We start from the raw sequence: 24746 nt of genomic DNA on the forward strand, positions 1-24746 counted from the left end.
ACCGGTTCCACCCGCGTTGCCGGCCCGAGCGGCGACTCACCACACGGTGGACGTATCCGTGGGAGGGAACCGATGCGACCGGACGCGAGGCGCACCACGTTGGCGGACATCGCACGAGCGGCCGGGGTGTCCGTGGCGACCGTGTCCAAGGTGGTCAACGGCCGTGGTGACGTGGCTCCGCAGACCCGCACCCGGGTGCAGGAACTGCTGCACCAGCACCACTACCTCGCCCCCGTGTTCCGGCACACGGAGGCGGTGGAAAGCCCCACCATCGAGGTGCAGTTCAGGGGTGGACTGAAGTCGTACGTGGCCGAGACGCTGGAAGGGATCATCGATTCGGCCTCCGAGTCCGGGGCCTCGGTGGTGATCAGCAAGGCATCCGGTGCCCCGCACTGGGCCCGGGACCTGGTCTCGGCCGGGCGTCGTGCCGTCATCGCGGTCACCAGCGTGTACACCACGGCGCACCTGAACGAACTGGCCCGGTCCGGGCTGCCCCTGGTGGTGCTGGACCCGTTGCACCTGCCGGACAGCCGGATCCACAGTGTCGGGGCCACCAACTTCGCGGGCGGCCTGGCCGCGACCCGGCACCTGCTCTCCCTCGGCCACCGCCGAGTTGCCTATCTCGGCGGACCCGCCATGGCCGTGTGCAACCAGGCACGCCTGCACGGCTACCGCGCCGCCATGGAGGCGGGCGGCGTCCCCGTGCCCGATGCCTACACCCGGCCGGGAGAGTTCACCTACGAGACCGGACTGCTCGGAGCCGCGGCGCTGCTGGACCTGGACGAGCCGCCCACCGCGGTCTTCGCGGGCAACGACGAGATCGCCGTCGGTGTCGTCGAGGCCGCCCGTGCTCGAGGCCTGCGCGTCCCGGAGGACCTGAGTGTGGTCGGCTTCGACGACACGAGCCTCGCCCAGATGGCGTCGCCGCCCCTCACCACCGTCCGCCAGCCCTTGCGCGAGATGGGCGGTGCCGCCCTGCGCACCGCCCTCCGGCTCGCCAACGGTGAGCGGGTCGATTCCCATCACATCGAGCTCGCCACCGAACTCGTGGTACGCGCCTCCACGGCGCCGCCCCGCGCGGTGTCTCCGGAGCGCGGGTAGCCGGAGAGGAAGGGGCCGGGTCCCCAAGCCCGACGCCACACGGGAGCCCGCGGTTCGGCACCCTCATGCCCGGGGCGTGAGGGTGCCGCGCCGCGCCTACCGCGTGGTCGTGACGGTCGTCGCGACCGGCGCGGGTGCGTAACCGGTGGGCCGGGCGGTGAAGGTGCCGCGGCCCTGGGTGCGGCTGCGCAGGCGGGTCGCGTACCCGAACAGCTCGGCCAGCGGCACGGTGGCGGTGACCACCGCCGCGCCGCCCCGCGTGCCGGAGCCGGTGACCCGGCCGCGGCGCGCGGCGAGGTCACCGAGCACACCGCCGACCGCGTCCTCGGGCACGGTGACCGTGACCTCCACGACCGGTTCCAGCAGGACCATCTCCGAGGCGCGCAGGGCGTCACGGAGACCGAACCGGCCGGCGGTGCGGAAGGCCGTGTCCGAGGAGTCCTTCACATGGGTCTGGCCGTCGGTGAGCGTGACCCTCAGGCCGGTCACCGGGTGCCCGCCGAGCGGACCTGCGGCGAGGGCGTCCCGGCAGCCCGCCTCGACGGCCCGGACGTACTCCTGCGGCACGCGCCCGCCGACGACCGTCGAACGGAACACGAATCCGCCCGCGCCTTCACTGCCGTCGCCCGCGGTGTCCCGCTCCCACGGCTCCACGTCGAGCACGACGTGCGCGAACTGACCCGCACCGCCGTCCTGTTTGACGTGCCGGTACACGAAGCCGGTGACCCCTTCGCCGACCGTCTCGCGGTACGCCACGCCGGGGCGGCCCACGGACACCTCGAGACCGTGCTCGCGCCGGACGCGCTCCATCGCCACCTCCAGATGCAGTTCCCCCATGCCCGACAGCACGGTCTGCCCGGTGTCCGGGTCGGCCCGCACGGCCAGTGAGGGGTCCTCCTCGGTCAGCCGGGTGAGCGCGGCGGCCAGCCGGTCGGTGTCGGTGGAGCGCCGTGCCTCCACGGCCACGTGCACGACCGGTTCGGCCACGCCGGGCGGTTCCAGGAGCAGCGGGGCGCCCGGTGCGCACAGGGTCGAGCCGGCGCGGGACGACTTCAGTCCGACGACGGCGACGATGTCCCCGGCGACCGCGCGCTCCAGCGGGTCGTGCCGGTCGGCCCGTACCCGCAGGATGCGGCCGATGCGCTCGGTGCGGCGCGTGCCCGCGTCCCACACGGTGTCTCCCTTCTCGATCGTGCCCGAGTAGACCCTCAGGTACGTCAGCCGTCCGGTCGGTGTGGCGTTCACCTTGAACGCCAGTGCCGCCATCGGCGCCGTCGGGTCGGCGGGCCGTTCCTGCTCCGTGCCGTCGTGCGTGCCGCGCACCGGCGGTACGTCGAGCGGCGAGGGCAGGTACGTCACCACGGCGTCGAGCAGCGGTTCGACACCGCGGTTGCGGTAGGCCGAGCCGCACAGCACGACCACGCCGTCGCCGGTGCGCGTCAGGTCGCGCAGGGCCGCGGCGAGGGTGGCCGCGGTGAGCGTCTCCCGGTCGCAGAACTCCTCCAGTGCGGCCGGGTGCCGTTCGGCCACCGCTTCCTCCAGCAGCCAGCGCCTGTGTGCCGCCTCCTCGCGCAGGGCGTCGGGCACCGGACCCTCCTCGGCCGCGTCCGCGCCGTCCGCCCAGACGAGGGCGCGCATGCGCACCAGGTCGACGACGCCGGTGAAGCCGTCCTCCGTGCCGATGGGCAGCTGCACGACCAGCGGCACGGGGTGCAGCCGTTCGCGGATGGAGGCGACGGCGGTGTCGAGGTCGGCACCGGCCCGGTCCATCTTGTTGACGAACGCGATCCTGGGCACGCCGTGCCGGTCGGCCTGCCGCCACACGGACTCGCTCTGCGGCTCCACTCCCGCGACCGCGTCGAACACGGCGACGGCGCCGTCCAGCACGCGCAGCGAGCGCTCGACCTCGTCGGCGAAGTCGACGTGCCCCGGGGTGTCGATGAGGTTGATCCGGTGACCGTCCCACGAGCAGGAGACCGCCGCGGCGAAGATGGTGATGCCGCGGTCGCGTTCCCGCGGGTCGAAGTCGGTGACGGTGGTGCCGTCGTGGACCTCGCCGCGCTTGTGGGTGGTGCCGGTGGTGTAGAGGATCCGCTCGGTGACGGTGGTCTTGCCGGCGTCGACGTGGGCGAGGATGCCCAGGTTGCGGACTCCGGCGAGCGGGTCGGTGCCGGTGTGGGTGTGGGTGCTGACGTGGGTGCGCACGGCCTGTGGCCTTTCGCTGCTCGGTCGAGCTCATCTGTGAACAGGGCGGCGCGATTCCCGGGACCGGACATGCGGGGGACGGGGCCACGGGCCCCGCGAGGGCGGGGCGGCAGTGGCGTTGTGTCAGATGCCGGTCGCGGGCATCCGGTGCCGGCCGCGCAGCGGACACCGGACGGCCGAAGACACCAGGATCACCTCGTACCGGGACGGGGGAACGACGGCAGTGGTGCGGATACGCACGGCCCTGCTCCCCTCACTCGGTCTCGATCTCGGTGTGTGGTGAGTGTAGGGAGGCCGGGTCCGGCGCCGCACCGGGTTTTTTCGTCCGGGAACGCGAAATGCCGACCGGGATGTCTCCCGGCCGGCATCACACTCTGCCTGTCTTGTGTCCGAGGGGGGACTTGAACCCCCACGCCCGATAAAGGGCACTAGCACCTCAAGCTAGCGCGTCTGCCATTCCGCCACCCGGACGAGGTGTCTGTCGCGGTGCGGGGTGTTCCCCGCGGCGACATGGACAACCATACCAAGGTTTCGCAGTGCCTTTCACCTGCGTTTCCTTCCCCCGCCCTCTCCCCGGGCGGCGGTCCGGGACCGGCGGCTCCGCTGCGCCTAGGGTCGCACCATGAGTGACTGGATGGTTACGCGGGGCCCGTCTCCGCGTCGTCGGCCGCGGGCGTTGTCGCCGCTCAGGGAACATCTGCGGGACACGTTCTGGTTCGCGCCCACCGCGGCCATGGTGGGTGTCTTCGTGGTCTGGCTGGCGGCCCAGGAGCTCGACGCCGCCCTCGTGCGTTCACTGCAGGACGACGGCGACTACGACACGCTCGCCGAGCTGCTGCGCTTCGCGGACGACGCGAAGACGGTGGTGTCGGCGGTCGGCTCGGCGATGATGACCTTCATCGGCGTGGTGTTCAGCATCTCGCTGGTCGCCGTGCAGATGGCGAGCGGGCAGTTCACCCCGCGGGTGGTGCGGCTCTTCGTCCGCAGCCGGATCACCAAGGCGACCTTCGCCGTGTTCCTCGCCACCTTCGTACTGACGCTGCTCGTCCTGACCAGCTACGACAGCAACGCCGACCCCCGCACCGCCACGTCCGTCCCGCTGGTGCAGTCGGTGCTGACCCTGGTCATGGTCGCGCTGAGCCTGCTGCTCTTCGTGATGTACGTGAACGCCACGCTGCGGCTGATGCGGGTCAGCCATGTGATCGCCCGGATCGCCGCCGAGTCCTTCCGGGTGGCGGCGCTGATGCCGGTGCCGGCGGGCGGCGGGGCTCCCGGCCTCGGGCCTGTGACGGCGTGGGTCGCCCACGACGGGCAGGCCGGTGTGCTGCGGGACGTGCACGTCGCCCGGCTGGTGCGGGTGGCCCGCAAGCACGGGGTGGTGCTGCGGCTGGTCCCGCGCATCGGTGACTTCCTGGTGCCGGGCACACCGGTCCTGGCCGTGCACGGCGGGCCGGCTCCCTCGCGCCGGGCGCTGCGGTACGCGCTGTCCGTGGGGGTGGAACGCACCTTCCACCAGGACCTGGCGTTCGGGCTGCGCCAGCTGTCGGACATCGGGCTGCGCGCCCTGTCCCCCGCGGTGAACGATCCGACGACCGCCGTGCAGGCGCTGGACCGGGTGGTGCAGATCCTGGCCACGCTGTCCCGGCGGCCGCTGGACGCCGTGCCGCACCGGGACCGGCGCGGCGCGGTGCGGCTGGTGCAGCCCGTGCCCGGCTGGACGGAGCTGGTGGACCTCGGGTTCGCCGAGGTGCGTGCCTGCGCCGTCGGGTCGCCGCAGGTCACGCGGCGGCTGCTGGCCGGCCTCGACGACCTGCTGCTGCTCGTGCCGCCGGAGCGGCGCGGCCCGCTGCTGCGCCACCGCGAGCTGCTGCGGCAGGCCGTCGAGCGGACCGCGCCGACCCCGGCGGACCGGGCCTTCGCCCTGCGGCCGGACCGGCAGGGCATCGGCTGACCCGGGGCGTCCGTCGGGTCCGCCTCACGTCCGCCGCGGCATGAGGTGGTGGTCCGGGAAGTTCCCCGGCAGCCGCTCCCCCGCCGGTCCGCGGGTGACGGCGCGCACCAGCAGCTCACCGCCCACGAAGGCACCGCGCCACGATCCGCCGTGCCCGCCGAACAGCTCCTCGCGGTCGCCGCGGGAGCGGGGCACGCCGTGGCCGACCTTGAACGCCCGGATCTGCGGCGCCAGCCTCTCGTAGGTCGCCGGGTCGTCCGTGGACAGGGTGGCCACGAGGGCGCCGTTGGAGGCGTTCATCGCGGCGAGCAGCTCGGCCTCGGTGTCGGCCAGGACGATGGTGTCGACCGGGCCGAAGGGTTCCGCGTGGTGCAGCGGTGAGGACCGGGGCGGGTTGAGCAGTGTGACCGGCTGGACGTAGGCCGAGGTGTCCTGGCCGGGCAGGAAGCGGGCGTCGGCGGCGCTGCCGCGGTGCAGCGGGACGGCGCCGCGGTCCACGGCCTCGGCCACCTGGTCCTGGAGCTCCTTGGCCTTGGCGGCGTTGATCACCGGTCCGAAGTCGAGCGCCGGGTACGGGTCGTCCGGTGCCGCGACGGCGAGCGGGTGGCCGACGCGCAGGGTGCGGACCGCCGGGAGGTACGCCGCGAGGAACGCGTCGAACAGCCGGCGCTGGACGACGAAGCGCGGGTAGGCGGTGCAACGCTGCTTGCCGTAGTCGAAGAGCTTCGGGATCACTTGCGCGAGGGCGTCCCAGTCCGTGAAGTTCCAGATGCCCCAGGTGTTGAGTCCTTCCTGTTCGAGGATGTGCCGCTTGCCGAGGTCGGCGACCGCGGTGGCGACGGCGGCGCCCGTGTCCCGGCCGCCGACGAAGGAGACGCAGCCGATCTCGGGCGCCCGCACCAGCGCCTGGGACAGCTCGCCGCCGCTGCCGCTGACGAGCGTGACGGGAAGTCCCTCGCGGGCGGCGAGCGCGCACGCGAGCGTCAGGCAGGCGACGCCGCCGTCGGTCGGGGTCTTGGCGACGACCGCATTGCCCGCCAGTGCCTGGACCAGCATGGCGTGGACGAGCACGCTCATCGGGTAGTTCCAGCTCGCGATGTTGGACACCGGGCCGTCCAGCGGGGCGCGCCCGTCGAGCATGGCGTCGATGCCGTCGACGTACCAGCGCACTCCGTCGACGGCCCGGTCGACGTCGGCCTGTGCCGACCGCCAGGGTTTGCCGATCTCCCAGACCAGCAGCAGTGCCAGCAGTTCGCGGTGCTGGGCCAGGGCGTCGAGGGTGGCCGCGACGCGGGCGCGGCGTTCGGGCAGGGGGACGTGGCGCCAGGCCCGGTGCTGGTCGAGCGAGGCGCGTACGGCGTGCTGGGCCGTCGCGGCGTCGAGCCGGGGCGGGCCGGCGACCGGGGTGCCGTCGACCGGGCTGGTGGCCGGCAGGACCCGGCCGTCCGCCCGCCAGCCGGCGTCCCAGAGGTTGAGGACGCGGTCGTCGCGGAACGCCTCGGGCGCGGCGGTGCGGCAGCGGCGCCAGGCGTCGGCCCACGAGGTGCCGGACTTGAGGGTGAGGGCTGCGGGGCCTCGCGCGCCGGCCGCCGTCATGCGCGGGCTCCGTCTTGGGTGGCGTCTTGGGCGCCGTCTTGGGCGGCTCCGTCTTGGGCAGCGCCGTCTTGGGCAGCGCCGTCGAGTACGGCGAGTACGTGCCGTGCCGTCTCGGTCGGTGTGCTCCCCACCCGTACACCGGCCGCCTCCAGCGCCTCCTGCTTGGCCCGTGCCGTGCCGGAGGAGCCGGACACGATCGCGCCGGCGTGGCCCATGGTGCGGCCCTCGGGCGCGGTGAAGCCGGCGATGTAGCCGACGACGGGCTTGGTGACGTGCTCGCGGATGTAGGCGGCCGCTCGTTCTTCCGCGTCGCCTCCGATCTCGCCGATGAGGACGATCAGTTCGGTGTCGGGGTCGTCCTGGAAGGCGGCGAGGCAGTCGACGTGGCTGGTGCCGACGACGGGGTCGCCGCCGATGCCGACGCAGGTGGAGAAGCCGGTGTCGCGCAGTTCGTACATGAGCTGATAGGTGAGCGTGCCCGACTTGGAGACCAGGCCGATGCGGCCGGGCTTGGTGATGTCGGGCGGGATGATGCCCGCGTTGGACTGGCCGGGGGTGATCAGGCCGGGGCAGTTGGGCCCGACGACGCGGGTGCCCCTGGTCCTGGCGTGGGCGGTGAAGGCGACGGAGTCGTGGACCGGGATGCCCTCGGTGATGACGACCGCGAGGCCGATGCCGGCGTCGGAGGCCTCCGTCACCGCGGCCTTGGCGAAGGCGGGCGGCACGAAGACCACGGTGACGTCGGCGCCCGTGCTCTCGATGCCCTCGCGGACCGAGCCGAAGACGGGTACGGCACGGTCGTCGAAGTCGACGGTGCGGCCCGCCTTGCGCGGGTTGACGCCGCCGACGACGTCGGTGCCGGCGGCCAGCATGCGGCGGGTGTGCTTCATGCCCTCGGTACCCGTCATGCCCTGGACGAGGACCTTGCTCTCCTTGGTGAGGTAGATCGCCATGTCGTCCTGTCTCCTTATCCGGCGGTGGGCGCCGCGGTGGCGAGCCGGGCGGCACGGCGGGCGGCGCCGTCCATGGTGGTGGCCTGTTCGACCAGGGGATGCGCACGTGCGTCGAGAAGCGCCCGGCCCCGGGCCGCGTTGTTGCCGTCGAGGCGTACGACGAGCGGCTTGGTCGGCCGGACCTCGTCCAGGGCCCGGACGATGCCGTCGGCGACCGCGTCGCAGGCGGTGATGCCGCCGAAGACGTTGACGAGGACGGACTTCACGTCGGGGTCGGAGAGGACGACCGACAGCCCGTCGGCCATGACCCGGGCGGAGGCGCCACCGCCGATGTCGAGGAAGTTGGCGGGGCGGGCGCCGCAGCCGGCGACCACGTCGAGCGTCGACATGACCAGTCCGGCGCCGTTGCCGATGACGCCGACCTCCCCGTCGAGCTTGACGTAGTTGAGGCCCTTGGCACCGGCTCGCGCCTCCAGGGAGTCGGACGCGGGCTTCTCGTCGCCCCAACGGGACCGGCGGAAGCGGGCGTTGTCGTCGAGGGTGACCTTGCCGTCGAGGGCCACGATACGGCCCTCGACCGTCCTGACCAGCGGGTTGACCTCGACCAGGAGGGCGTCCTCGCGGACCAGCACCTTCCACAGCCGCACCAGGGTGTCGACGGTCTGCGGGGGCAGTCCCGCGGCGTCGGCGATGCGCACCGCGGTGGCCGTGTGCACGCCCGCGACGGGGTCGACGGGGATGCGTGCCACGGCCTCGGGCCGCCGGGCGGCGACCTCCTCGATCTCCGTGCCGCCCTCCGCGGAGGCGATGGCGAGGAAGCCCCCGGACGCGCGGTCGAGGACGTAGGAGACGTAGAACTCCCGCCCGATGTCGCAGGGTTCGGCGAGCATGACGGTGCCCACCGTGTGCCCCTTGATGTCCATGCCGAGGATGCGCCGTGCGGCCTGCTCGGCCTCGGCGGGGTCGGCGGCGAGGCGCACTCCGCCCGCCTTGCCGCGCCCGCCGGTCTTCACCTGCGCCTTGACGACGACGCGTCCGCCGAGTGCGCGGGCGATCTCCCGGGCCCGCTCGGGCGAGTCGGTGACCTCCGCCCTCGGCACCACGATCCCGTGTTCCTCGAAGAGTTCCCTTGCCTGGTGTTCGTACAGGTCCATCTCGGCTCCTGACTGAAAGTGCCGCACGCCCCCTGGACACCACCCACCGGATGCGGGATAACAAGCTTCATACAGTATTCGTCGACTGTATGCAATGTACCGCGAGAGCGCCCCAACCCCTCGTGAAGGGACAGGACTTCGCCATGTCCGACGACACCCAGGACGTCATCTCCGGCGGCCACCTCGTTGCCAAGGCACTCAAGGCCGAGGGGGTCGACCGCATCTACACGCTGTGCGGCGGCCACATCATCGACATCTACGACGGCTGCGTCGACGAGGGCATCGAGGTCGTCGACGTACGCCACGAGCAGGTCGCCGCGCACGCCGCCGACGGATACGCCCGTATCACCGGCAGGCCCGGCTGCGCGGTGGTCACCGCCGGCCCGGGCACCACCGACGCCGTCACCGGTGTCGCCAACGCCTTCCGCGCCGAGTCGCCCATGCTGCTGATCGGCGGTCAGGGCGCTCACACCCAGCACAAGATGGGGTCCCTGCAGGACCTGCCGCACGTCGACATGATGACCCCGATCACCAAGTTCGCGGCGACCGTTCCGGACACGGCGCGGGCGGCGGACATGGTGTCGATGGCGTTCCGCGAGTGCTACCACGGCGCGCCCGGGCCGTCCTTCCTGGAGATCCCGCGTGACGTGCTGGACGCCAAGGTGCCGGCGGAGAAGGCGCGGGTGCCGCGCGCCGGGGCGTACCGTGCCTCCACCCGGTCGGCGGGAGACCCGGAGGCCGTCGAGCGGCTCGCCGACCTGCTGGTGCACGCGGAGAAGCCGGCCGTCCTGCTCGGCAGCCAGGTGTGGACGACCCGTGCCACCGAGGCGGCCGTCGAGCTGGTCCGCACGCTCAACGTCCCGGCGTACATGAACGGCGCCGGCCGCGGGACCCTGCCGCCCGGCGACCCGCACCACTTCCAGCTCTCGCGCCGCTACGCCTTCTCCAACGCCGACGTCATCGTGATCGTCGGCACGCCCTTCGACTTCCGCATGGGCTACGGCAGGCGGCTCTCGCCGGACGCGACCGTCGTGCAGATCGACCTCGACTACCGCACCGTAGGCAAGAACCGCGACATCGACCTCGGCATCGTCGGCGATGCGGGCCTGGTGCTGAAGTCGGTGACCGAGGCGGCGTCCGGACGGATCAACGGGGGCGCGGCGAAGCGCAAGGAGTGGCTGGACGAACTGCGCGCGGCCGAGCGGACGGCGCTGGACAAGCGGCTGCCGCAGCTCAGGTCGGACGCCTCCCCCATCCACCCGTACCGGCTGGTCAGCGAGATCAACGACTTCCTCACCGAGGACTCGATCTACATCGGCGACGGCGGCGACATCGTCACCTTCTCCGGGCAGGTCGTGCAGCCCAAGTCGCCGGGCCACTGGATGGACCCGGGACCGCTGGGCACGCTCGGCGTCGGCGTCCCCTTCGTGCTGGCCGCCAAGCAGGCGCGGCCCGACAAGGAGGTCGTCGCCCTCTTCGGCGACGGCGCCTTCTCACTCACCGGCTGGGACTTCGAGACCCTGGTCCGCTACGACCTCCCGTTCGTCGGCATCGTCGGCAACAACTCCTCGATGAACCAGATCCGCTACGGCCAGGCCGTGAAGTACGGCAAGGAGCGCGAGCGGGTCGGCAACACGCTCGGCGACGTGCCCTACGACCGGTTCGCCCGGATGCTGGGCGGCCACGGCGAGGAGGTCCGCGACCCCGCCGACATCGGCCCCGCGCTGCGCCGGGCCCGCGAGTCCGGCAAGCCGTCCCTGATCAACGTCTGGGTGGACCCGGACGCGTACGCCCCCGGAACCATGAACCAGACGATGTACAAGTGAGGTGACCCCCATGACCGGCACGACAGGCACGACTGGCACGACCGCAACGCCTGCGAAGGCTCTTGAGGGCATCCGCGTCCTGGACATGACGCATGTGCAGTCGGGGCCCTCGGCGACCCAGCTGCTCGCCTGGCTCGGCGCGGACGTCGTGAAGCTGGAGGCGCCGCACGGTGACATCACGCGCGGGCAGCTGCGCGATCTGCCGGACGTCGACTCCCTCTACTTCACGATGCTCAACTGCAACAAGCGGAGCATCACCCTCAACACCAAGACGGAGCGCGGCAAGGAGATCCTCACAGAGCTGATCCGCCGCTCGGACGTCATGGTCGAGAACTTCGGCCCCGGCGCGGTGGACCGGATGGGGTTCACCTGGGACCGCATCAAGGAGATCAATCCACGGATCGTCTATGCCTCCATCAAGGGGTTCGGCGAGGGCCCGTACACCGCGTTCAAGGCGTACGAGGTCGTCGCGCAGGCCATGGGCGGATCGATGTCCACCACCGGTTTCGAGGACGGACCGCCGCTGGCGACGGGGGCCCAGATCGGGGACTCGGGCACGGGCGTCCACGTCGTGGCGGGCATCCTCGCCGCCCTCTACCAGCGGGAGCACACCGGACGCGGTCAGCGGGTGAACGTGGCCATGCAGCACGCGGTGCTCAACCTCTGCCGGGTGAAGCTGCGCGACCAGCAGCGCCTGGCCCACGGTCCACTCGCCGAATATCCCAACGAGGACTTCGGCGACGAGGTTCCCCGGTCCGGCAACGCGTCCGGCGGCGGGCAGCCGGGCTGGGCGGTCAAGTGCGCGCCGGGCGGCCCCAACGACTACGTGTACGTCATCGTCCAGCCGGTCGGCTGGCGGCCGCTGAGCGAACTGATCGGCCGGCCGGAGCTGGCGGACGATCCCGAGTGGGCGACGCCGCAGGCACGGCTGCCGAAGCTGAACAAGATGTTCCAGCTGATCGAGGAGTGGTCGTCCACCCTGCCCAAGTGGGAGGTGCTGGAGCGGCTGAACGCCCACAACATCCCGTGCGGGCCGATCCTGTCCACCAAGGAGATCATCGAGGACGAGTCGCTGGTCGCCAACGAGATGGTCGTCACCGTCCCGCACCCCGAACGCGGCGAGTTCGTGACCGTGGGCAGCCCGCTCAAGCTCTCCGACTCCCCCGTGCGGGTGACCAGTTCGCCGCTGCTGGGCGAGCACAACGAGGAGGTCTACGTCGGCGAGCTGGGCCTCGGCGAAGAGGAACTGCGGCTGCTCAAGTCGAACGGGGTGATCTGACGTGATGGCCGAGGACCGCCGGGCGCGGGTGCGCGGGCTCCTGGACGCCGTACGGGCCGAGGGGCGCACGGCGCTCACCGCGCCCGAGGGCAAGGTGCTCGCCGACGCCTACGGAATCGCCGTACCGGGTGAGGAGCTGGCGCGGGACGTCGACGAGGCGGTGGCGTGCGCGGCGCGGTTCGGCGGGCCGGTGGTGATGAAGATCGTCTCGCCGGACATCCTGCACAAGACCGACGCCGGCGGTGTGGTCGTCGGGGTCGAGGGCGCGGCGGACGTGCGGGCGGCGTTCTGCCGGATCGTCGACAACGCACGCGCGTACGACGCCTCCGCGCGGATCGAGGGCGTGCAGGTGCAGGAGCTGCTGCCGCAGGGGCAGGAGGTCATCGTCGGGGCGGTCACCGACCCGACGTTCGGGAAGGTGGTGGCGTTCGGGCTCGGCGGGGTGCTGGTCGAGGTGCTGAAGGACGTCACCTTCCGGCTGGCGCCCGTACACGCCGACGAGGCGCTGTCGATGCTGGACTCGATCCGGGCGGCGGAGGTGCTGCGCGGGGTGCGCGGGCAGGCCGGGGTGGACCGGTGGGCGGTGGCGGAGCAGATCCGCCGGGTCTCCGAACTCGTCGCCGACTTCCCGGAGATCGCCGAGGTGGACCTGAACCCGGTGATCGCCACGCCCGAGGGCGCGGTCGCGGCCGACATCCGGGTGATCCTGGCGACCGACGCGCCGAAGGAACGGCGCCGGTACACGCGCGAGGAGATCCTCGCCTCGATGCGCCGCCTGATGCAGCCCTCTTCGGTCGCGGTGATCGGTGCGTCGGGCGAGCCGGGGAAGATCGGCAACTCGGTGATGCGCAACCTCGTCGACGGCGGTTTCGCGGGCGAGATCCACCCGGTGAACCCCAAGGCCGATGACATCTTGGGCCGCAAGGCGTACAAGAGTGTCACCGACGTTCCCGGTGAGGTGGATGTGGCGGTCTTCGCGATCCCCGCGCGGTTCGTGGCGGCGGCCCTGGAAGAGGTGGGGCGCAAGCGGATCCCCAACGCCGTCCTGATCCCCTCCGGCTTCGCCGAGACCGGTGAACAGGCGCTCCAGGACGAGATCGTGGCGGTCGCCGAACGGCACGGCATCCGGCTGCTGGGCCCGAACATCTACGGCTACTACTCGACCTGGCAGGACCTGTGCGCCACGTTCTGCACGCCGTACGACGTCAAGGGCGGCGTCGCGCTCACCTCGCAGTCGGGCGGCATCGGCATGGCCATCCTGGGCTTCGCCCGGACGACGAAGACCGGTGTGTCGGCGATCGTGGGTCTCGGCAACAAGTCGGACCTGGACGAGGACGACCTGCTGACCTGGTTCGGCGAGGACCCGCACACCGAGTGCATCGCGATGCACCTGGAGGACCTCAAGGACGGCCGCGCCTTCGTCGAGGCCGCGCGGGCGACCGTGCCGAAGAAGCCGGTCGTCGTGCTCAAGGCGGGCCGTACGGCGGCGGGGGCCAAGGCCGCCGGGTCGCACACCGGGGCACTGGCCGGGGACGACGCCGTGTACGACGACATCCTGCGACAGGCAGGCGTCATCCGGGCGCCGGGGCTCAACGAGATGCTGGAGTACGCGCGCGCGTTGCCCGTGCTGCCCGCCCCCGAGGGCGACAACGTGGTGATCATCACCGGCGCCGGCGGCAGCGGTGTGCTGCTCTCGGACGCGGTGACGGACAACGGGCTGTCGCTGATGGAGATACCGCCCGACCTGGACACGGCGTTCCGCGCCTTCATCCCGCCGTTCGGCGCGGCGGGCAACCCGGTGGACATCACCGGGGGCGAGCCGCCGTCGACGTACGAGGCGACGATCCGGCTCGGCCTGGAGGACTCGCGCATCCACGCGCTCGTCCTCGGCTACTGGCACACCATCGTCACGCCGCCCATGGTGTTCGCCGAACTCACCGCGCGCGTGGTGGCCGAGTTCCGCGAGCGCGGCGTCGAGAAGCCCGTGGTGGCCTCCCTGGCGGGCGACGTCGAGGTGGAGGAGGCGTGCCAGTACCTCTTCGAGCACGGTGTCGTGGCGTACCCGTACACGACCGAGAAGCCCGTGGCCGTACTGGGCGCCAAGTACCGGTGGGCACGGGCCGCGGGGTTGTTGGGGGGCGGTTCATGACGTGAGACGGCGAGGGGCCGGGCGACGGGTGCGCGTCGGCCGGCCCCGGGGACCCGCGCGCGCACGAAAGGCATGGGACAGGGGGCGCTGGCCAGTTCTTTCGACGCTAGGGGTGCAATCGACATGACAACCACCGATGTCACACGGGTCGCCGCCTACCGGGAGGTGACCGACAGGAACGGGCGCGTCTACCGCGTGGGCGAGTCCGACATCGACATCATGGGACGCAAGCGCAAGTGGATGGTGATCCTGCCCTGGATCGGGATGATGGGCATCTCCTCCGCCGAGTACGCGTTCGCGTCCGCCGAGGACACGCTGCACGAGGCCCACCACTGGTCCAGCGGCAGCATCTACTGGATGATGACCGCCTGGGTGTTCTGCCAGGCCGCGGTCGCGTTTCCGGCGGGGCGGCTGCGGGAGAGCGGCAGGCTGCCGGCGCGCTGGGCGATGATGCTGGGGTCGGCCGGCACGCTGCTGGGCTATCTGTCGCTGGCGTTCGCGCCACATGTCTCGCTCGCCTTCATCGGGTTCGGCGTGTTCAGCGGCATGGGTGCCGGCATGGTGTACGCGACCTGCGTCAACATGGTCGGCAAGTGGTATCCGGAGCGCCGGGGCGGGAAGACCGGCTTCGTCAACGGCGGTTTCGCCTACGGCTCGGTGCCGTTCGTCTTCATCTTCCACGGCTACATGGACACCTCGAACTTCCGCTGGGTGCTGGTCTCGGCGGGTGTCCTGCTCGCCGCGATGGTGGCGGTCGCCGGCTTCTACTTCCGGGACCCGCCGAAGAACTGGTGGCCGGCCGCCGTCGACCCGCTGAACCCGCCGGCCGACCCGCGGGCCCGGCGTTCGCTGGAGAAGAACCCGCCGGCCGTCAAGCAGTACTCCCCGATGGAGGCCTGGCGGACCGGCCGGGTGGCGCTGATGTGGTTCTGTCTCGCCTGTACCTCCGGGGTGAACATCTTCGGCATCGCCTTCCAGGTCGACATCGGCGAGGAGGCGGGCTTCGCGGCCGGGATCGTGGCCACCGCGATGTCGCTCAAGGCGATCGTCAACGGCACCGGGCGCGGCGTCATCGGCTGGCTCTCCGACCTGTACGGCCGCAAACAGTGCCTGCTGTACGTGTGCGCCATCCTGGGCCTCGCCCAGTTCGGCATCATCTGGTCGGCCGAGATCAAGAACCTGCCGCTGTTCCTGATCTTCTCCGCCGTCTCCGGGTTCGGCGGCGGTGCCATCTTCCCGATGTTCGCCGCGCTGACGGCGGACTACTTCGGGGAGAACAACAACGCCACCAACTACGGCATGGTCTACAGCTCCAAGCTGGTCTCCGGCCTGGGCGCCGGCATGGGTTCCGTGGTCGTCGGCGCCTGGGGCTACAACGGTGCCTTCAGCCTGGCGGGCAGCATCTCGATCTTCGCCGGGTTCGTGGCGCTGTTCCTGCATCCGCCGGGACGCTCGAAGGGCAAGCGCGTCACTGCGAATCCCCGGCCGCTCGGCGAGGAATGACCCGACTGAGGCTTCTTCGCACGGACCGGGCGGCCCCTCCCCCAGCACGCGGGAGGGGCCGCCCGGTCCGTGCGGCGGGTCAGTGGCGCCGCTTGCGCAGGGCGGCCAGGTTGTCGTAGCTGATCTTGGCCTCGCGCAGGGACTGCGCGGGGTCGGTGGCGCTCGGGGAGTTGTCGTCCTCGATCATCGGGTTGTGGTAGTTGCGCTGCCCGACCCGGGAGAAGAACGTCGTGTAGTCGATGACGCCGGTCCCGAACGGCACCATGTCGTAGCCCATGCCGTTGGTCGTGCTGACCACGCCGTCCTTGGCGTGGAAGAGCGGGTAGCGCCGGTTGTTGCGGACGACCAGCCCGGCCGGGTCGAAGACGTTCTTCCGGGTGGTGCCGTCGTGGGCGGTGTACTCGTGGAACTTGTACTGGGCGACGTGCGCCCAGAAGATGTCCATCTCCAGCCAGACGACCCTCGGGTCGGTGATCTTCAGGAAGTACTCCAGCTTCCGGATGCCCGAGCTGCGGGTCGGCCGGCCCTGGTCGTCCAGCGGGCCGCCGTCGAGCAGGAAGCCGTAGGCGCTGTCGTGGTTGTGCGTGTAGAGCTTGATGCCCTCCCGGTGGGCGATCTCGCCGAGGGCGTTCCACTTGTCGGCGGCCACGTCCCAGTCGGCGCGGTAGGAGCTGCCGGTGGGGTCGCCGCCGGTGCCCATGTGGTCCATGCCGAGGATGTTGGCGATCTCCAGGTGCTTCTTGAAGGTGTCCTTGTCCGCCTGGGTCAGCGGCCAGGAGGACGGGATGAAGCCGTGGTTGCCCTGGGCGCGCAGCCCGTAGTCGTCGAGCCAGGAGCGCAGCAGCCGGGCGCCTTCGACGGACTCCAGGTCGGCGCCGCCCGGCGCGTTGGCGTGCTGGCGGTAGCCGGCGAACTCGACCTGGCGGTAGCCGTGGCGGGCCAGCTGCTTGAAGACCTCGCGGAAGCCGGAGGGCAGGTCGGAGGCGAGGGGGTCGCGGGCGGTGGCGTCGCGGACGGTGTAGAGGATGATGCCGCGCTTGTCCGCCGGGACGAGGATCTGCCCGTGGCCGTGTCCGTGCCCGTGGTCGTGGTCTCTGTCCCGGCCGTGGGCGAGGGCCGGGGAGGCTCCGAAGACGGGGGCGGCGACGGCACCGGCCGCCACGGCGGTGCAGGTGCTGAGGAAGCGGCGCCGGTTCACGCCGAGGGTGCGGCGCAGGCTCTCGCCTGGTCCGTCGGCGGACGGGTCGGTGCCGGCGTCGGTGCGGGAGGGGTCGGTGAACGGGGTCACTGATGCCTGCCTTCTGGGTCGTGGCCTGCGCCGATGCGGCTCGGGCGGGCCGTTGTCAGTGCCGTGTGTTTCACTCTCGGTAGTCGGATTCGGCAGGCGCACCGGGTGGTGCGTCAGCCGAGTCCGGCCAGCCGGAGCAGGAGTTGTTTCACGTCGGTGGCCGCGACGCGGTCTCCGACAGCGCGGGGGGTGGAGCAGATGAGGAGCGGACCGTCGTCGTCGCTCGCGGGGAGGCGGCCGTGGCTGCCTCGAATAGGTGAGGGGTCCAGGGGCACGACCGCCATGCGGTAGCGCATGCCGAGCTTCTTGCGGGCCAGGGCGCCGGCCGCCTTGACCTTGACGTAGGGGTCGAGCGGGTCCATGAACAGCTCGACCGGGTCGTAGCCGGGTTTGCGGTGGATCTCGACGAGCTGCGCGAAGTCGGGCGCGCGGTCGTCGTCGAGCCAGTAGTAGTACGTGAACCAGGCGTCCGGCTCCGCCACGGCGACGAGTTCGCCGGCGCGCGGATGGTCGAGGTGCTGGGCCTTCTTGCCCTCGTCGTCGAGGAGTTCGGCGATGCCCGGCAGTCCGTCCAGGGCCGCACGGGTCGCGTCGAGGTCCTCGGGGCGGCGGACGTAGACGTGGGCGATCTGGTGGTCGGCGACCGCGAAGGCGCGGGAGGCCATCGGGTCGAGGTACTCCATGCCGTCCTGGGTGTGCACCTCAAGGAGTCCGGCGCGGCGCAGGGCGCGGTTGATGTCCACGGGCCGGCTGACGGGGGTGATGCCGTACTCGGAGAGCGCGACGACGGTGCGGCCCTCGGCGCGGGCGTCGTCGAGCAGCGGGGCCAGGGCCGCGTCCAGGTCGGCGGCCGCCTTGAGGGAGCGCGGGTCGTCGGGGCCGAAGCGCTGCAGGTCGTAGTCGAGGTGAGGGAGGTAGCAGAGCGTCAGGTCGGGGTGCCGGGTGGCCATGATGTGCCGGGTGGCGTCGATGATCCACTGGCTGGAGACCAGGTCCGCGCCGGGTCCCCAGAAGTGGAAGAGGGGGAAGGTGCCGAGCTTGTCGGTGAGTTCGTCGTGCAGGGCCGGGGGCCTGGTGTAGCAGTCGGGTTCCTTGCGGCCGTCGGCGTAATAGACGGGACGGGGGGTGACGGTGATGTCGGTGTCGGCGCCCATGGCGTACCACCAGCAGATGTTGGCGACGGTGTAGCCGGGGTGGGCGCGGCGGGCGGCGTCCCAGAGTTTGTCGCCGGAGACGAGGCCGTTGTGCTGGCGCCACAGCAGGACGTCGCCGAGTTCCCGGAAGTACCAGCCGTTGCCGACGATGCCGTGCTCGCTTGGGTGGGTGCCGGTGAGGAAGGTGGACTGGGCGGCGCAGGTGACGGCGGGCAGCACGGTGCCGAGCGGCGCGCGGGAACCGGACTGGCCGAGCTGCTTGAGGTGGGGCATGTGGTCGAGGAGGCGGGGGGTGAGACCGACGACGTCCAGGACGAGGAGGGGGGTGGGTGCGTCGGGGCGGAGCGGTCCTTCGGCGTCGGCCGGTCGGTGGGTGGGTCCGGTCATGGCAGTTCCTTCAGGCCGAGGTCCGTCAACAGGTCGCGGGCGAGGGTCAGCTCGGCGGCGATGCCGTCGGTGAGCTGGGCGCGGGCGCGGGGCCGCAGCTCGGGCGGGAGGGCCTGCCAGGTGTAGGTCTCGACCTCCAGATGGCGGGTGAGGGGGTGCGGGCCGCCGACGAGCCGGGTCAGCGCGGCCTCGAGCACGGGAAGGGTGGAGGTGAGGGGTGCGGCGGGCGCCGCGTGCAGGGGGACGTGGAAGTGGGCGCGCCAGGGCGCGGTGGCGGGCAGCGGGCCGCCGTCCGCGAGGGCCTCGTCGAGGTCGTCGGTGCCCTGCCGGCCGCCGGACGGTGTGGTGGTGCGGGTCTGGTGCAGGAAGCGCGGCTCGGCGAAGACGGCGAGGGCTTCGCGGACCGCGGGGTCGGCGGGGTGTTCGGCGTGCAGTGCGGCGGACAGCTGGGACTTGACGACGGGCACGCGGGCGGCCGTGAGGGCGTCCAGGGCGGTGTCCGGATCTTCGAAGGAGGTGGCGAGGTGGCAGGTGTCGACGCAGACGCCTATGCGTTCGTGGCCCATCGCGGTCAGCGGTGCGATGGCGTCGTGGGTGGTCTCGACGACGCAGCCGGGTTCCGGTTCCAGGCCGACGCGGATGGAGCGGCCGGTCAGTTCGTGAAGGGCGTCGAGGCGTTCGGCGAGGGTGACCAGGGCGGCGCGGGCCTTGTCGGCGCGGGCCTCGTCGTAGGCGGTGCGCCAGGCGAGGGGAAGGGTGGAGATGGTGCCGTCCGTGACGTCGTCGGGCAGCAGTCCGGCGAGCAGCCGGGCCAGGGAGGTGGTGTGGTCGAGGCGTTCGGGATCGGCCCAGTCCGGCTTGTAGACGCGGTACTTGACCTCTTCGGCGCCGAAGCCCTCGTAGGGGAAGCCGTTGAGGGTGACGACCTCCAGGCCGCGCCGGTCGAGTTCGGTGCGCAGGCCGCGCAGGGCGGCGGGGTCGGTGACCAGGGCGTGGGCGGCGTCGCGGGCGAGCCACAGCCCGATGCCGAGCCGGTCGCGCCCGAGGCGTTTGCGGACCGGCTCGCAGTGGTCGCGGAGCTGGGCGAGGACGCCGTCGAGGGTTTCGGCGGGGTGGACGTTGGTGCAGTAGGCGAGGTGGACGGTGGAGCCGTCGGGGTGCCGGAAGCGCATGGCTCACTCCCCGCCGCGCAGGATGGAGTTGCCCTCGTGGGTGGCCTCGCCCGAGGCCACGTCGAGTTCGAGGCGTCCGCTGAGTCCGTAGAAGGCGACGGGGTTGCGCCACAGCACCCGGTCCACGTCGTCCTCGGTGAAGCCCTCGGCGAGCATCAGGTCGCCGACCTTGCGGGTCTTGAGCGGGTCGCTCCGGCCCCAGTCGGCGGCGGAGTTCACCAGCACCTGCTCCGGGCCGTACTCGCGCAGCAGGGCGACCATCCGGGCCTCGTCCATCTTGGTGTCGGGATAGACGGAGAAACCGAGCCAGGCGCCGCTGTCCTTGGCCTCCTTGACGGTGGTCTCGTTGAGGTGGTCGACCAGGACCCGTTCCGTGGGCAGGGCGGACTCGCGGACCGCGTCGAGGGTGCGCCGCAGGCCGGCGAGCTTGTCCCGGTGCGGGGTGTGCACGAGGGCGGGCAGGCCGTGGTCGGCGGCGAGCTGGAGCTGGGTGGCGAGGGCGGTGTCCTCGGCGGGCGTCATCGAGTCGTAGCCGATCTCGCCGACCGCGACCACCCGGTCCTTGACGAGATAGCGGGGCAGTTCGTCGAGGACGGGCAGGCAGCGGGGGTCGTTCGCCTCCTTGGGGTTGAGCGCGATCGTGCAGTGGTGGGCGATGCCGTACTGGGCGGCACGGAAGGGTTCCCAGCCGAGCAGGGCGTCGAAGTAGTCGCGGAAGGAGTCGGGAGAGGTGCGGGGCTGGCCCAGCCAGAAGGAGGGTTCGACGACGGCGCGGACGCCGGCGGCGTGCATGGCCTCGTAGTCGTCGGTGGTCCGGGATGTCATGTGGATGTGGGGGTCGAAGATGCGCATCAGGACTCCTTGCCGTGGGGGTCGGCCGTGCCGGACGCGGGGCGTCCGGACTCGGTCAGGGCCAGGACGCGGTGCAGGTCTTCGGGGACGGTGCGGTCCGCGGCGGTGCGTTCGGCGGCGTAGTCGGCGAGCATCCGGGCGAGTTCGTCGTCCCCTCGGGCCCGGCGGGCGAGGTCCGCCACGCTGTCGACGGGGACACCGGTGAACAGGCACTTCAGTACGGCGTGCCGCCACTGGTGCGGGTCGAGGTGCCGGGCCGCGTAGGGGCCGAGGGCGGCGGCGACGAGCCGGGTGTCGTTGGTGCGCAGGGCGTCCTCGACGAGCGGCAGGGCGTCCGGGCCCGGCACCAGGTGCGGCAGGGCGTGCAGGACGGCGCGGCGTTCGTCGGCGGTGCCCTGGGTGTAGACCCGGGTCAGGGCGTCCGTGTCGGCCTGGGCGGCGTGCAGGACGAGGACGCGTGCGGCGTCGGCGTGGGCAGGGCCGCAGCGGCGTCCGGCCTCGGCGAGGCGCAGCTCCCACACCGAGATGGGGCCGTGGGTGCCGGGGTGGGCGGCGGCCTCGTCCAGGGCCTGGTCCAGCCAGGCGCGGGCGGCTCCGCCGAGGCGGGTGGCGAGGGCCGCGCGCAGTTCGGCGGGCGGGACGTGGGCGGGGGTGGTGCCCTGGTCCGGTCCGGCCTGTCCGACCTGTCCGTCGGGCCCGGCGGGGGCGCCGGCCGCGTCCTGGCTGTCGGGGGTGACGTGGGCGGCGTGTGGCTGCGTCATGGTGTGGCTCCCTTCAGTGGGTGGCGGAGGGCTCGCCCGAGCGGTTGGTGCGGGACGGTGACGCCGGTGCGGCGCGCCGCAGGAACGGGAGGGAGCGTTCGGCGAAGTGGGGGCCCGCGTGGGAGTGGCGGGGCAGTTCGACGACGGTCAGGCCCCGGTAGCCGGTGGCGGCGAGGGCCTCGAGGACGGGCGGGAAGTCGATCTCGCCGTCACCGAAGGGGAGGTGTTCGTGGACGCCGCGGCGCATGTCCTCGATCTGCACGTGACGCAGCCAGGGGGCGGCGGCGCGCACGCAGTCGGCGGGAGGGAGCGGTTCGAGGCACTGGCAGTGGCCGATGTCCAGGGTGAGGCCGAGCGGTTCGGGATCGCCGAGGGTGCGGCGCAGGGTGTGGAAGTCGGCGAGGGTGGAGAGGAGGTGCCCGGGTTCGGGTTCCACGGCGAGGGGGACGCCCGCGGTGGCGGCGGCGTCCAGGACCGGGGCGAGGGACTCGGCCAGCCGCTTCCACGCCGTGTCCTCGTCCGTGCCCGCCGGGGTGACGCCGCTGAAGCAGTGCACGGCGTGGGCGCCGAGGTCGGCGGCCACGCCGACGGCACGGAGGAGGAGGTCGGTACGCCGCGCGCGGTCCTCCGGGTCCGGGTCGAGCAGGGAGGGGCCGTGCTTGCGACGCGGGTCGAGCACGTAGCGGGCACCCGTCTCGACGGTCACGCCCAGACCGAGCGCGTCCAGTCGCCGCGCGACCCGGCGGGTGCGGGCGGCGAGGTCGTCGGCGAGCGGATCGAGGTGCATGTGGTCGAGGGTCAGGCCGACGCCGTCGTACCCCAGGTCGGCGAGGAGGGCGAGGGCGTCGTCGAGACGGAGGTCGGCGAGGCCGTTGGTGCCGTATCCGAAGCGCAGCGGGTGCGCGGCGGCCCCCTCCGCCGCCGTGTCGCTGGTGCCACGACCGGCCTGGGTCTCGTTCGGTCCCTGGTTCACGTCGCGGGTCATGTGATGCTCACCTTCCTCATGGCGGTCCGTCGCGCGAACCACCGGCCGGCCGGGGCGAGGGCCGCGACCAGGAGGGACGTGGCGCCGGCACCCGAGCGGGCGGCGAGCGCGGCCTGGAGCGGGACCGTGGCCCGGATGCCACCGCCCACGGCGCGCTGGGTGAGCGGGGGCGAGGGGTTGAGCACGGCGTGGAAGTAGGGGCGGGCGGCCGTCGCGGTGTAGGCGGCGCTCAGCCCGGCCCTGAGCGCGTCGGCGACACCGGGTGACGGGATGGAGCCCGGCAGGCCGGGGGCGGCTGCTGCCCGCCGGCCTGCCGGGAGTCGGGTGGGGCGGCGGGCGACCAGGCCGGTCAGCGCCCCCGTCGTGGCGAGGGCGGCCAGCGGGGCCAGGACCGAACCGCCGGTGGTCTCCCGGCGGGAGACGGCCGTGACCGCGAGGGTGTGGCTGCCGAGCAGCGCGGCCGAGGGCAGCGCCGCCCGGGTGCCGCCCCCGGTGGCGGCCGCGCCCAGCAGCAAGTCGAGGCCACGTGCCGCCGCCATGGCCGCGGGGCCGGCCGGTGTGTGCTTCAGAGCGAGGTCGTAGGCCCACACGGTGGCCGCGAGGGGCGCGGCGATCGTGAGGGCGGGTCGTCCCGCTCCGGCGGCCAGGGCGAGCCCGGCACCGGTGAGGGCACCCGCGGCCGCGAGTGCGGCGGCGGGGCGGATGCGGCCGGACGGGAGGGGGCGGCGCGGGCGCTCGACGGCGTCCTCGGCGCGGTCGGCCCAGTCGTTGAGGGCCATGCCGGCCTCGTACAGGCACAGGGAGGAGCCGATGGCCAGGAGCGTGCGGGGGCCGGGGCGCGCACCGGCCGCCGCCGCACCGGCCAGGGCGTCGCCGGGGACGGTGAACAGGGCGGGCAGGCGGAGGAGTTCGGCCCAGGCACCGGCGCGGGAGGAAGGGGCGGGCGGTGCTGCCGCACCCGCGGGAGGCGGTCCGGCGGCAGCGTCAGGCGGCCCCGGCGTCTGTGCCGCACGGCCCGAGGGACCGGCCGGCCCCCCGTCTGACGCACGGGCCGACGCACCGGTCGGCATCCCGCCCGACGCGCGTGCCGCGGACGTGCCGCGTGTGCTGTTCCGCGCGGCGGCGGAGATGCGGCTCATCGCCCCGCCCCGCGCTCGTCGGCGCCGCCGCCGGTTCCCGAGGCCCCGGGGGTCCCGCCGTCCTCGCCGTCCTCGCGCCGTCCGGAGTCCCCGCCGTCGCAGGCTCGCTCCTCGGCGTCCCGGAGTCGCCCGGCGAAGCGTTTCAGCTCCCCGTACTGCTCGGCCAGGGAGGCCGGCCCCTCCCCCACCGGGTCCTTGAAGTAGAAGCCCAGTTCTTCCAGCGGGCCGGACAGCCCCTTCTGGTGGGCGCGGGCGGCCAGGCGGGCCAGGTCGAGGACGAGCGGCGCGGCGAGGGACGAGTCGCAGCCCTGCCAGGTGGTCTGGAGGACCATGCGGGCGCCGAGGAAGCCGTCGAAGGCGATGTGGTCCCAGGCGGTCTTCCAGTCCCCGAGCGCGGGCACGTCGTCGATGTGGACCTCGCCCTCGACGGGGGCGCCGAGGGTGTCGGCCAGCACGCGCTCCTTGCCGGCGTTCTTCGCCGCGGCGGCGGCCGGGTCGGCCAGTGCGGCACCGTCGCCGCCGCCCAGCAGGTTGGTGCCCGACCAGGCGCGCACCGCCAGGGCCCGCTGCGCGAACATCGGGCCCAGCACCGAGCGCAGCAGGGTCTGACCGGTCTTGCCGTCCCGGCCGGCGTACGGCACCCCGGAGGAGTCGGCAAGCGCGGCCAGCGCCGGGTGGTGCAGGCCGGTCGACGGGGTGAAGTTGACGTACGGGCAGCCGGCGCGCAGGGCGGCCGCGGCGTAGAGGGAGCTGGCGGGCAGGCCGGCCCCCGTGGGCGCGGGCTCGGTGGAGGCGACGTTCACGACCACCGTCCGGTCCACTCCGCAGCGCCGGGCGAAGTCGGTGATGTCCGCGGCGAACGCGGCGATCAGTTCCTCGTCGTCCCGGGTGTCACCCGGCAGGGGGCCGCCGATGCGTATCTCGCGGTCGGCCGCGGCCAGTTCGGCGCCCACGGCCGAGGGCAGCCCGTGCGGCAGCACTCCCCCTGCGGCCAGTGCCTCCGCCCGCTTCGGCAGGGGGCAGTCCACGGTGTCGTGGCCGCCGAAGACGAGGGACGACAGGGCGGGGAGTCCCGCGTCGGCGAAGTCGGTGGTCTCGGTGACCATGCCGGTCGCGGGGTGCAGCCCCGCGGTCACGGCGGCACAGCCCGCCACCACCGTGGTGGCGACGGAACCGCGGGCTCCGATCAGCCAGACACCGGTACGGGAGCCGTGGGAGGAAGCAGAGGGGGACGCGGACATGGGCAGCCTCCTTGTCGAGCGCGTCGAGCACACACGAGCGGTGGTACGGC

Annotated in this window: 18 protein-coding genes and 1 tRNA gene; 6 read left to right on the forward strand and 13 right to left on the reverse strand. The window is 72.7% G+C overall.

All coding sequences use genetic code 11. From position 1 onward, the window contains the following. The first annotated feature begins 72 nt into the window (after positions 1–72). Positions 73–1101: a LacI family DNA-binding transcriptional regulator gene (locus NI25_RS05485; RefSeq protein WP_061441364.1), complete on the forward strand. Its 1029-nt coding sequence runs from the start codon at positions 73–75 to the stop codon at positions 1099–1101. Positions 1102–1197: 96 nt separating this feature from the next. On the opposite strand, the gene fusA is transcribed toward NI25_RS05485, so the two are convergent. Both fusA and NI25_RS05495 read right to left on the reverse strand, forming a co-directional pair. Beyond that, the gene (gene fusA / locus NI25_RS05490) at positions 1198–3306 is read right to left on the reverse strand and encodes an elongation factor G (protein WP_061441365.1); all 2109 of its coding nucleotides are present in this window, start codon (positions 3304–3306) and stop codon (positions 1198–1200) included. Positions 3307–3692: 386 nt separating this feature from the next. Further along, positions 3693–3777 (reverse strand) — tRNA-Leu (locus NI25_RS05495). A 151-nt stretch (positions 3778–3928) separates the two neighbouring features. Here NI25_RS05495 and NI25_RS05500 point away from each other — a divergent pair. Next, positions 3929–5257 carry a DUF2254 domain-containing protein gene (locus NI25_RS05500; protein ID WP_107071631.1) on the forward strand — a complete coding sequence of 443 codons (1329 nt, stop codon included), beginning with the start codon at positions 3929–3931 and terminating at the stop codon, positions 5255–5257. 24 nt (positions 5258–5281) lie between these two features. On the opposite strand, the gene NI25_RS05505 is transcribed toward NI25_RS05500, so the two are convergent. The 3 genes from NI25_RS05505 to sucC are packed head-to-tail and all read right to left on the reverse strand — an operon-like array spanning position 5282 to position 8960. Continuing rightward, entirely contained in the window at positions 5282–6853 is a 1572-nt protein-coding gene (locus NI25_RS05505; protein ID WP_061441367.1) for an aldehyde dehydrogenase family protein, read from the reverse strand. Continuing rightward, positions 6850–7806, reverse strand: a complete 957-nt coding sequence (gene sucD, locus NI25_RS05510; RefSeq protein WP_061441368.1) for a succinate--CoA ligase subunit alpha — start codon at positions 7804–7806, stop codon at positions 6850–6852. The genes NI25_RS05505 and sucD overlap by 4 nt, the downstream gene beginning before the upstream one ends. 14 nt (positions 7807–7820) lie before the next feature. After that, positions 7821–8960, reverse strand: coding sequence for an ADP-forming succinate--CoA ligase subunit beta (sucC, locus tag NI25_RS05515; protein ID WP_061441369.1), 1140 nt, complete (start codon positions 8958–8960; stop codon positions 7821–7823). Positions 8961–9103: 143 nt separating this feature from the next. Between sucC and NI25_RS05520 the strand changes: the two genes are divergently transcribed. The 4 genes from NI25_RS05520 (at position 9104) to NI25_RS05535 (ending at position 15717) form a co-directional block, all read left to right on the forward strand. After that, positions 9104–10786 carry a thiamine pyrophosphate-binding protein gene (locus NI25_RS05520; protein ID WP_061446759.1) on the forward strand — a complete coding sequence of 561 codons (1683 nt, stop codon included), beginning with the start codon at positions 9104–9106 and terminating at the stop codon, positions 10784–10786. Between the two features lie 10 nt (positions 10787–10796). Further along, a complete protein-coding gene (frc, locus tag NI25_RS05525) occupies positions 10797–12065 on the forward strand; it encodes a formyl-CoA transferase (protein ID WP_061441370.1) in 1269 nt (422 codons plus the stop codon). Positions 12066–12069: 4 nt separating this feature from the next. Next, positions 12070–14214 carry an acetate--CoA ligase family protein gene (locus NI25_RS05530; protein WP_061446760.1) on the forward strand — a complete coding sequence of 715 codons (2145 nt, stop codon included), beginning with the start codon at positions 12070–12072 and terminating at the stop codon, positions 14212–14214. A 123-nt stretch (positions 14215–14337) separates the two neighbouring features. Next, positions 14338–15717: an OFA family MFS transporter gene (locus NI25_RS05535; protein ID WP_061441371.1), complete on the forward strand. Its 1380-nt coding sequence runs from the start codon at positions 14338–14340 to the stop codon at positions 15715–15717. A 79-nt stretch (positions 15718–15796) separates the two neighbouring features. Here NI25_RS05535 and NI25_RS05540 read toward each other — a convergent pair whose 3' ends face one another. The 8 genes from NI25_RS05540 to NI25_RS05575 form a co-directional block, all read right to left on the reverse strand. Further along, positions 15797–17005 carry a sugar phosphate isomerase/epimerase family protein gene (locus NI25_RS05540; RefSeq protein WP_061441372.1) on the reverse strand — a complete coding sequence of 403 codons (1209 nt, stop codon included), beginning with the start codon at positions 17003–17005 and terminating at the stop codon, positions 15797–15799. 113 nt (positions 17006–17118) lie between these two features. Continuing rightward, a complete protein-coding gene (locus NI25_RS05545) occupies positions 17119–18546 on the reverse strand; it encodes a nucleotide pyrophosphatase/phosphodiesterase family protein (RefSeq protein WP_061441373.1) in 1428 nt (475 codons plus the stop codon). Then, entirely contained in the window at positions 18543–19718 is a 1176-nt protein-coding gene (gene eboE / locus NI25_RS05550; protein ID WP_061441374.1) for a metabolite traffic protein EboE, read from the reverse strand. The genes NI25_RS05545 and eboE overlap by 4 nt, the downstream gene beginning before the upstream one ends. Before the next feature lie 3 nt (positions 19719–19721). Continuing rightward, complete coding sequence (locus NI25_RS05555) at positions 19722–20570, reverse strand: TatD family hydrolase (protein ID WP_061441375.1); 849 nt, start codon at positions 20568–20570, stop codon at positions 19722–19724. After that, a complete protein-coding gene (locus NI25_RS05560; RefSeq protein ID WP_061441376.1) occupies positions 20570–21331 on the reverse strand; it encodes an EboA domain-containing protein in 762 nt (253 codons plus the stop codon). Before NI25_RS05560 ends, NI25_RS05555 begins: the two co-directional genes overlap by 1 nt. 13 nt (positions 21332–21344) lie before the next feature. Next, a complete protein-coding gene (locus NI25_RS05565; protein ID WP_228954638.1) occupies positions 21345–22316 on the reverse strand; it encodes a sugar phosphate isomerase/epimerase family protein in 972 nt (323 codons plus the stop codon). Then, entirely contained in the window at positions 22313–23455 is a 1143-nt protein-coding gene (locus tag NI25_RS05570; RefSeq protein WP_233520682.1) for an SCO3242 family prenyltransferase, read from the reverse strand. The genes NI25_RS05565 and NI25_RS05570 overlap by 4 nt, the downstream gene beginning before the upstream one ends. Further along, entirely contained in the window at positions 23452–24696 is a 1245-nt protein-coding gene (locus NI25_RS05575; RefSeq protein ID WP_061441377.1) for an inositol-3-phosphate synthase, read from the reverse strand. The genes NI25_RS05570 and NI25_RS05575 overlap by 4 nt, the downstream gene beginning before the upstream one ends. Positions 24697–24746: the final 50 nt, after the last annotated feature.

The organism is Streptomyces sp. CCM_MD2014 (assembly GCF_000772045.1).
GTDB lineage: Bacteria > Actinomycetota > Actinomycetes > Streptomycetales > Streptomycetaceae > Streptomyces > Streptomyces salinarius.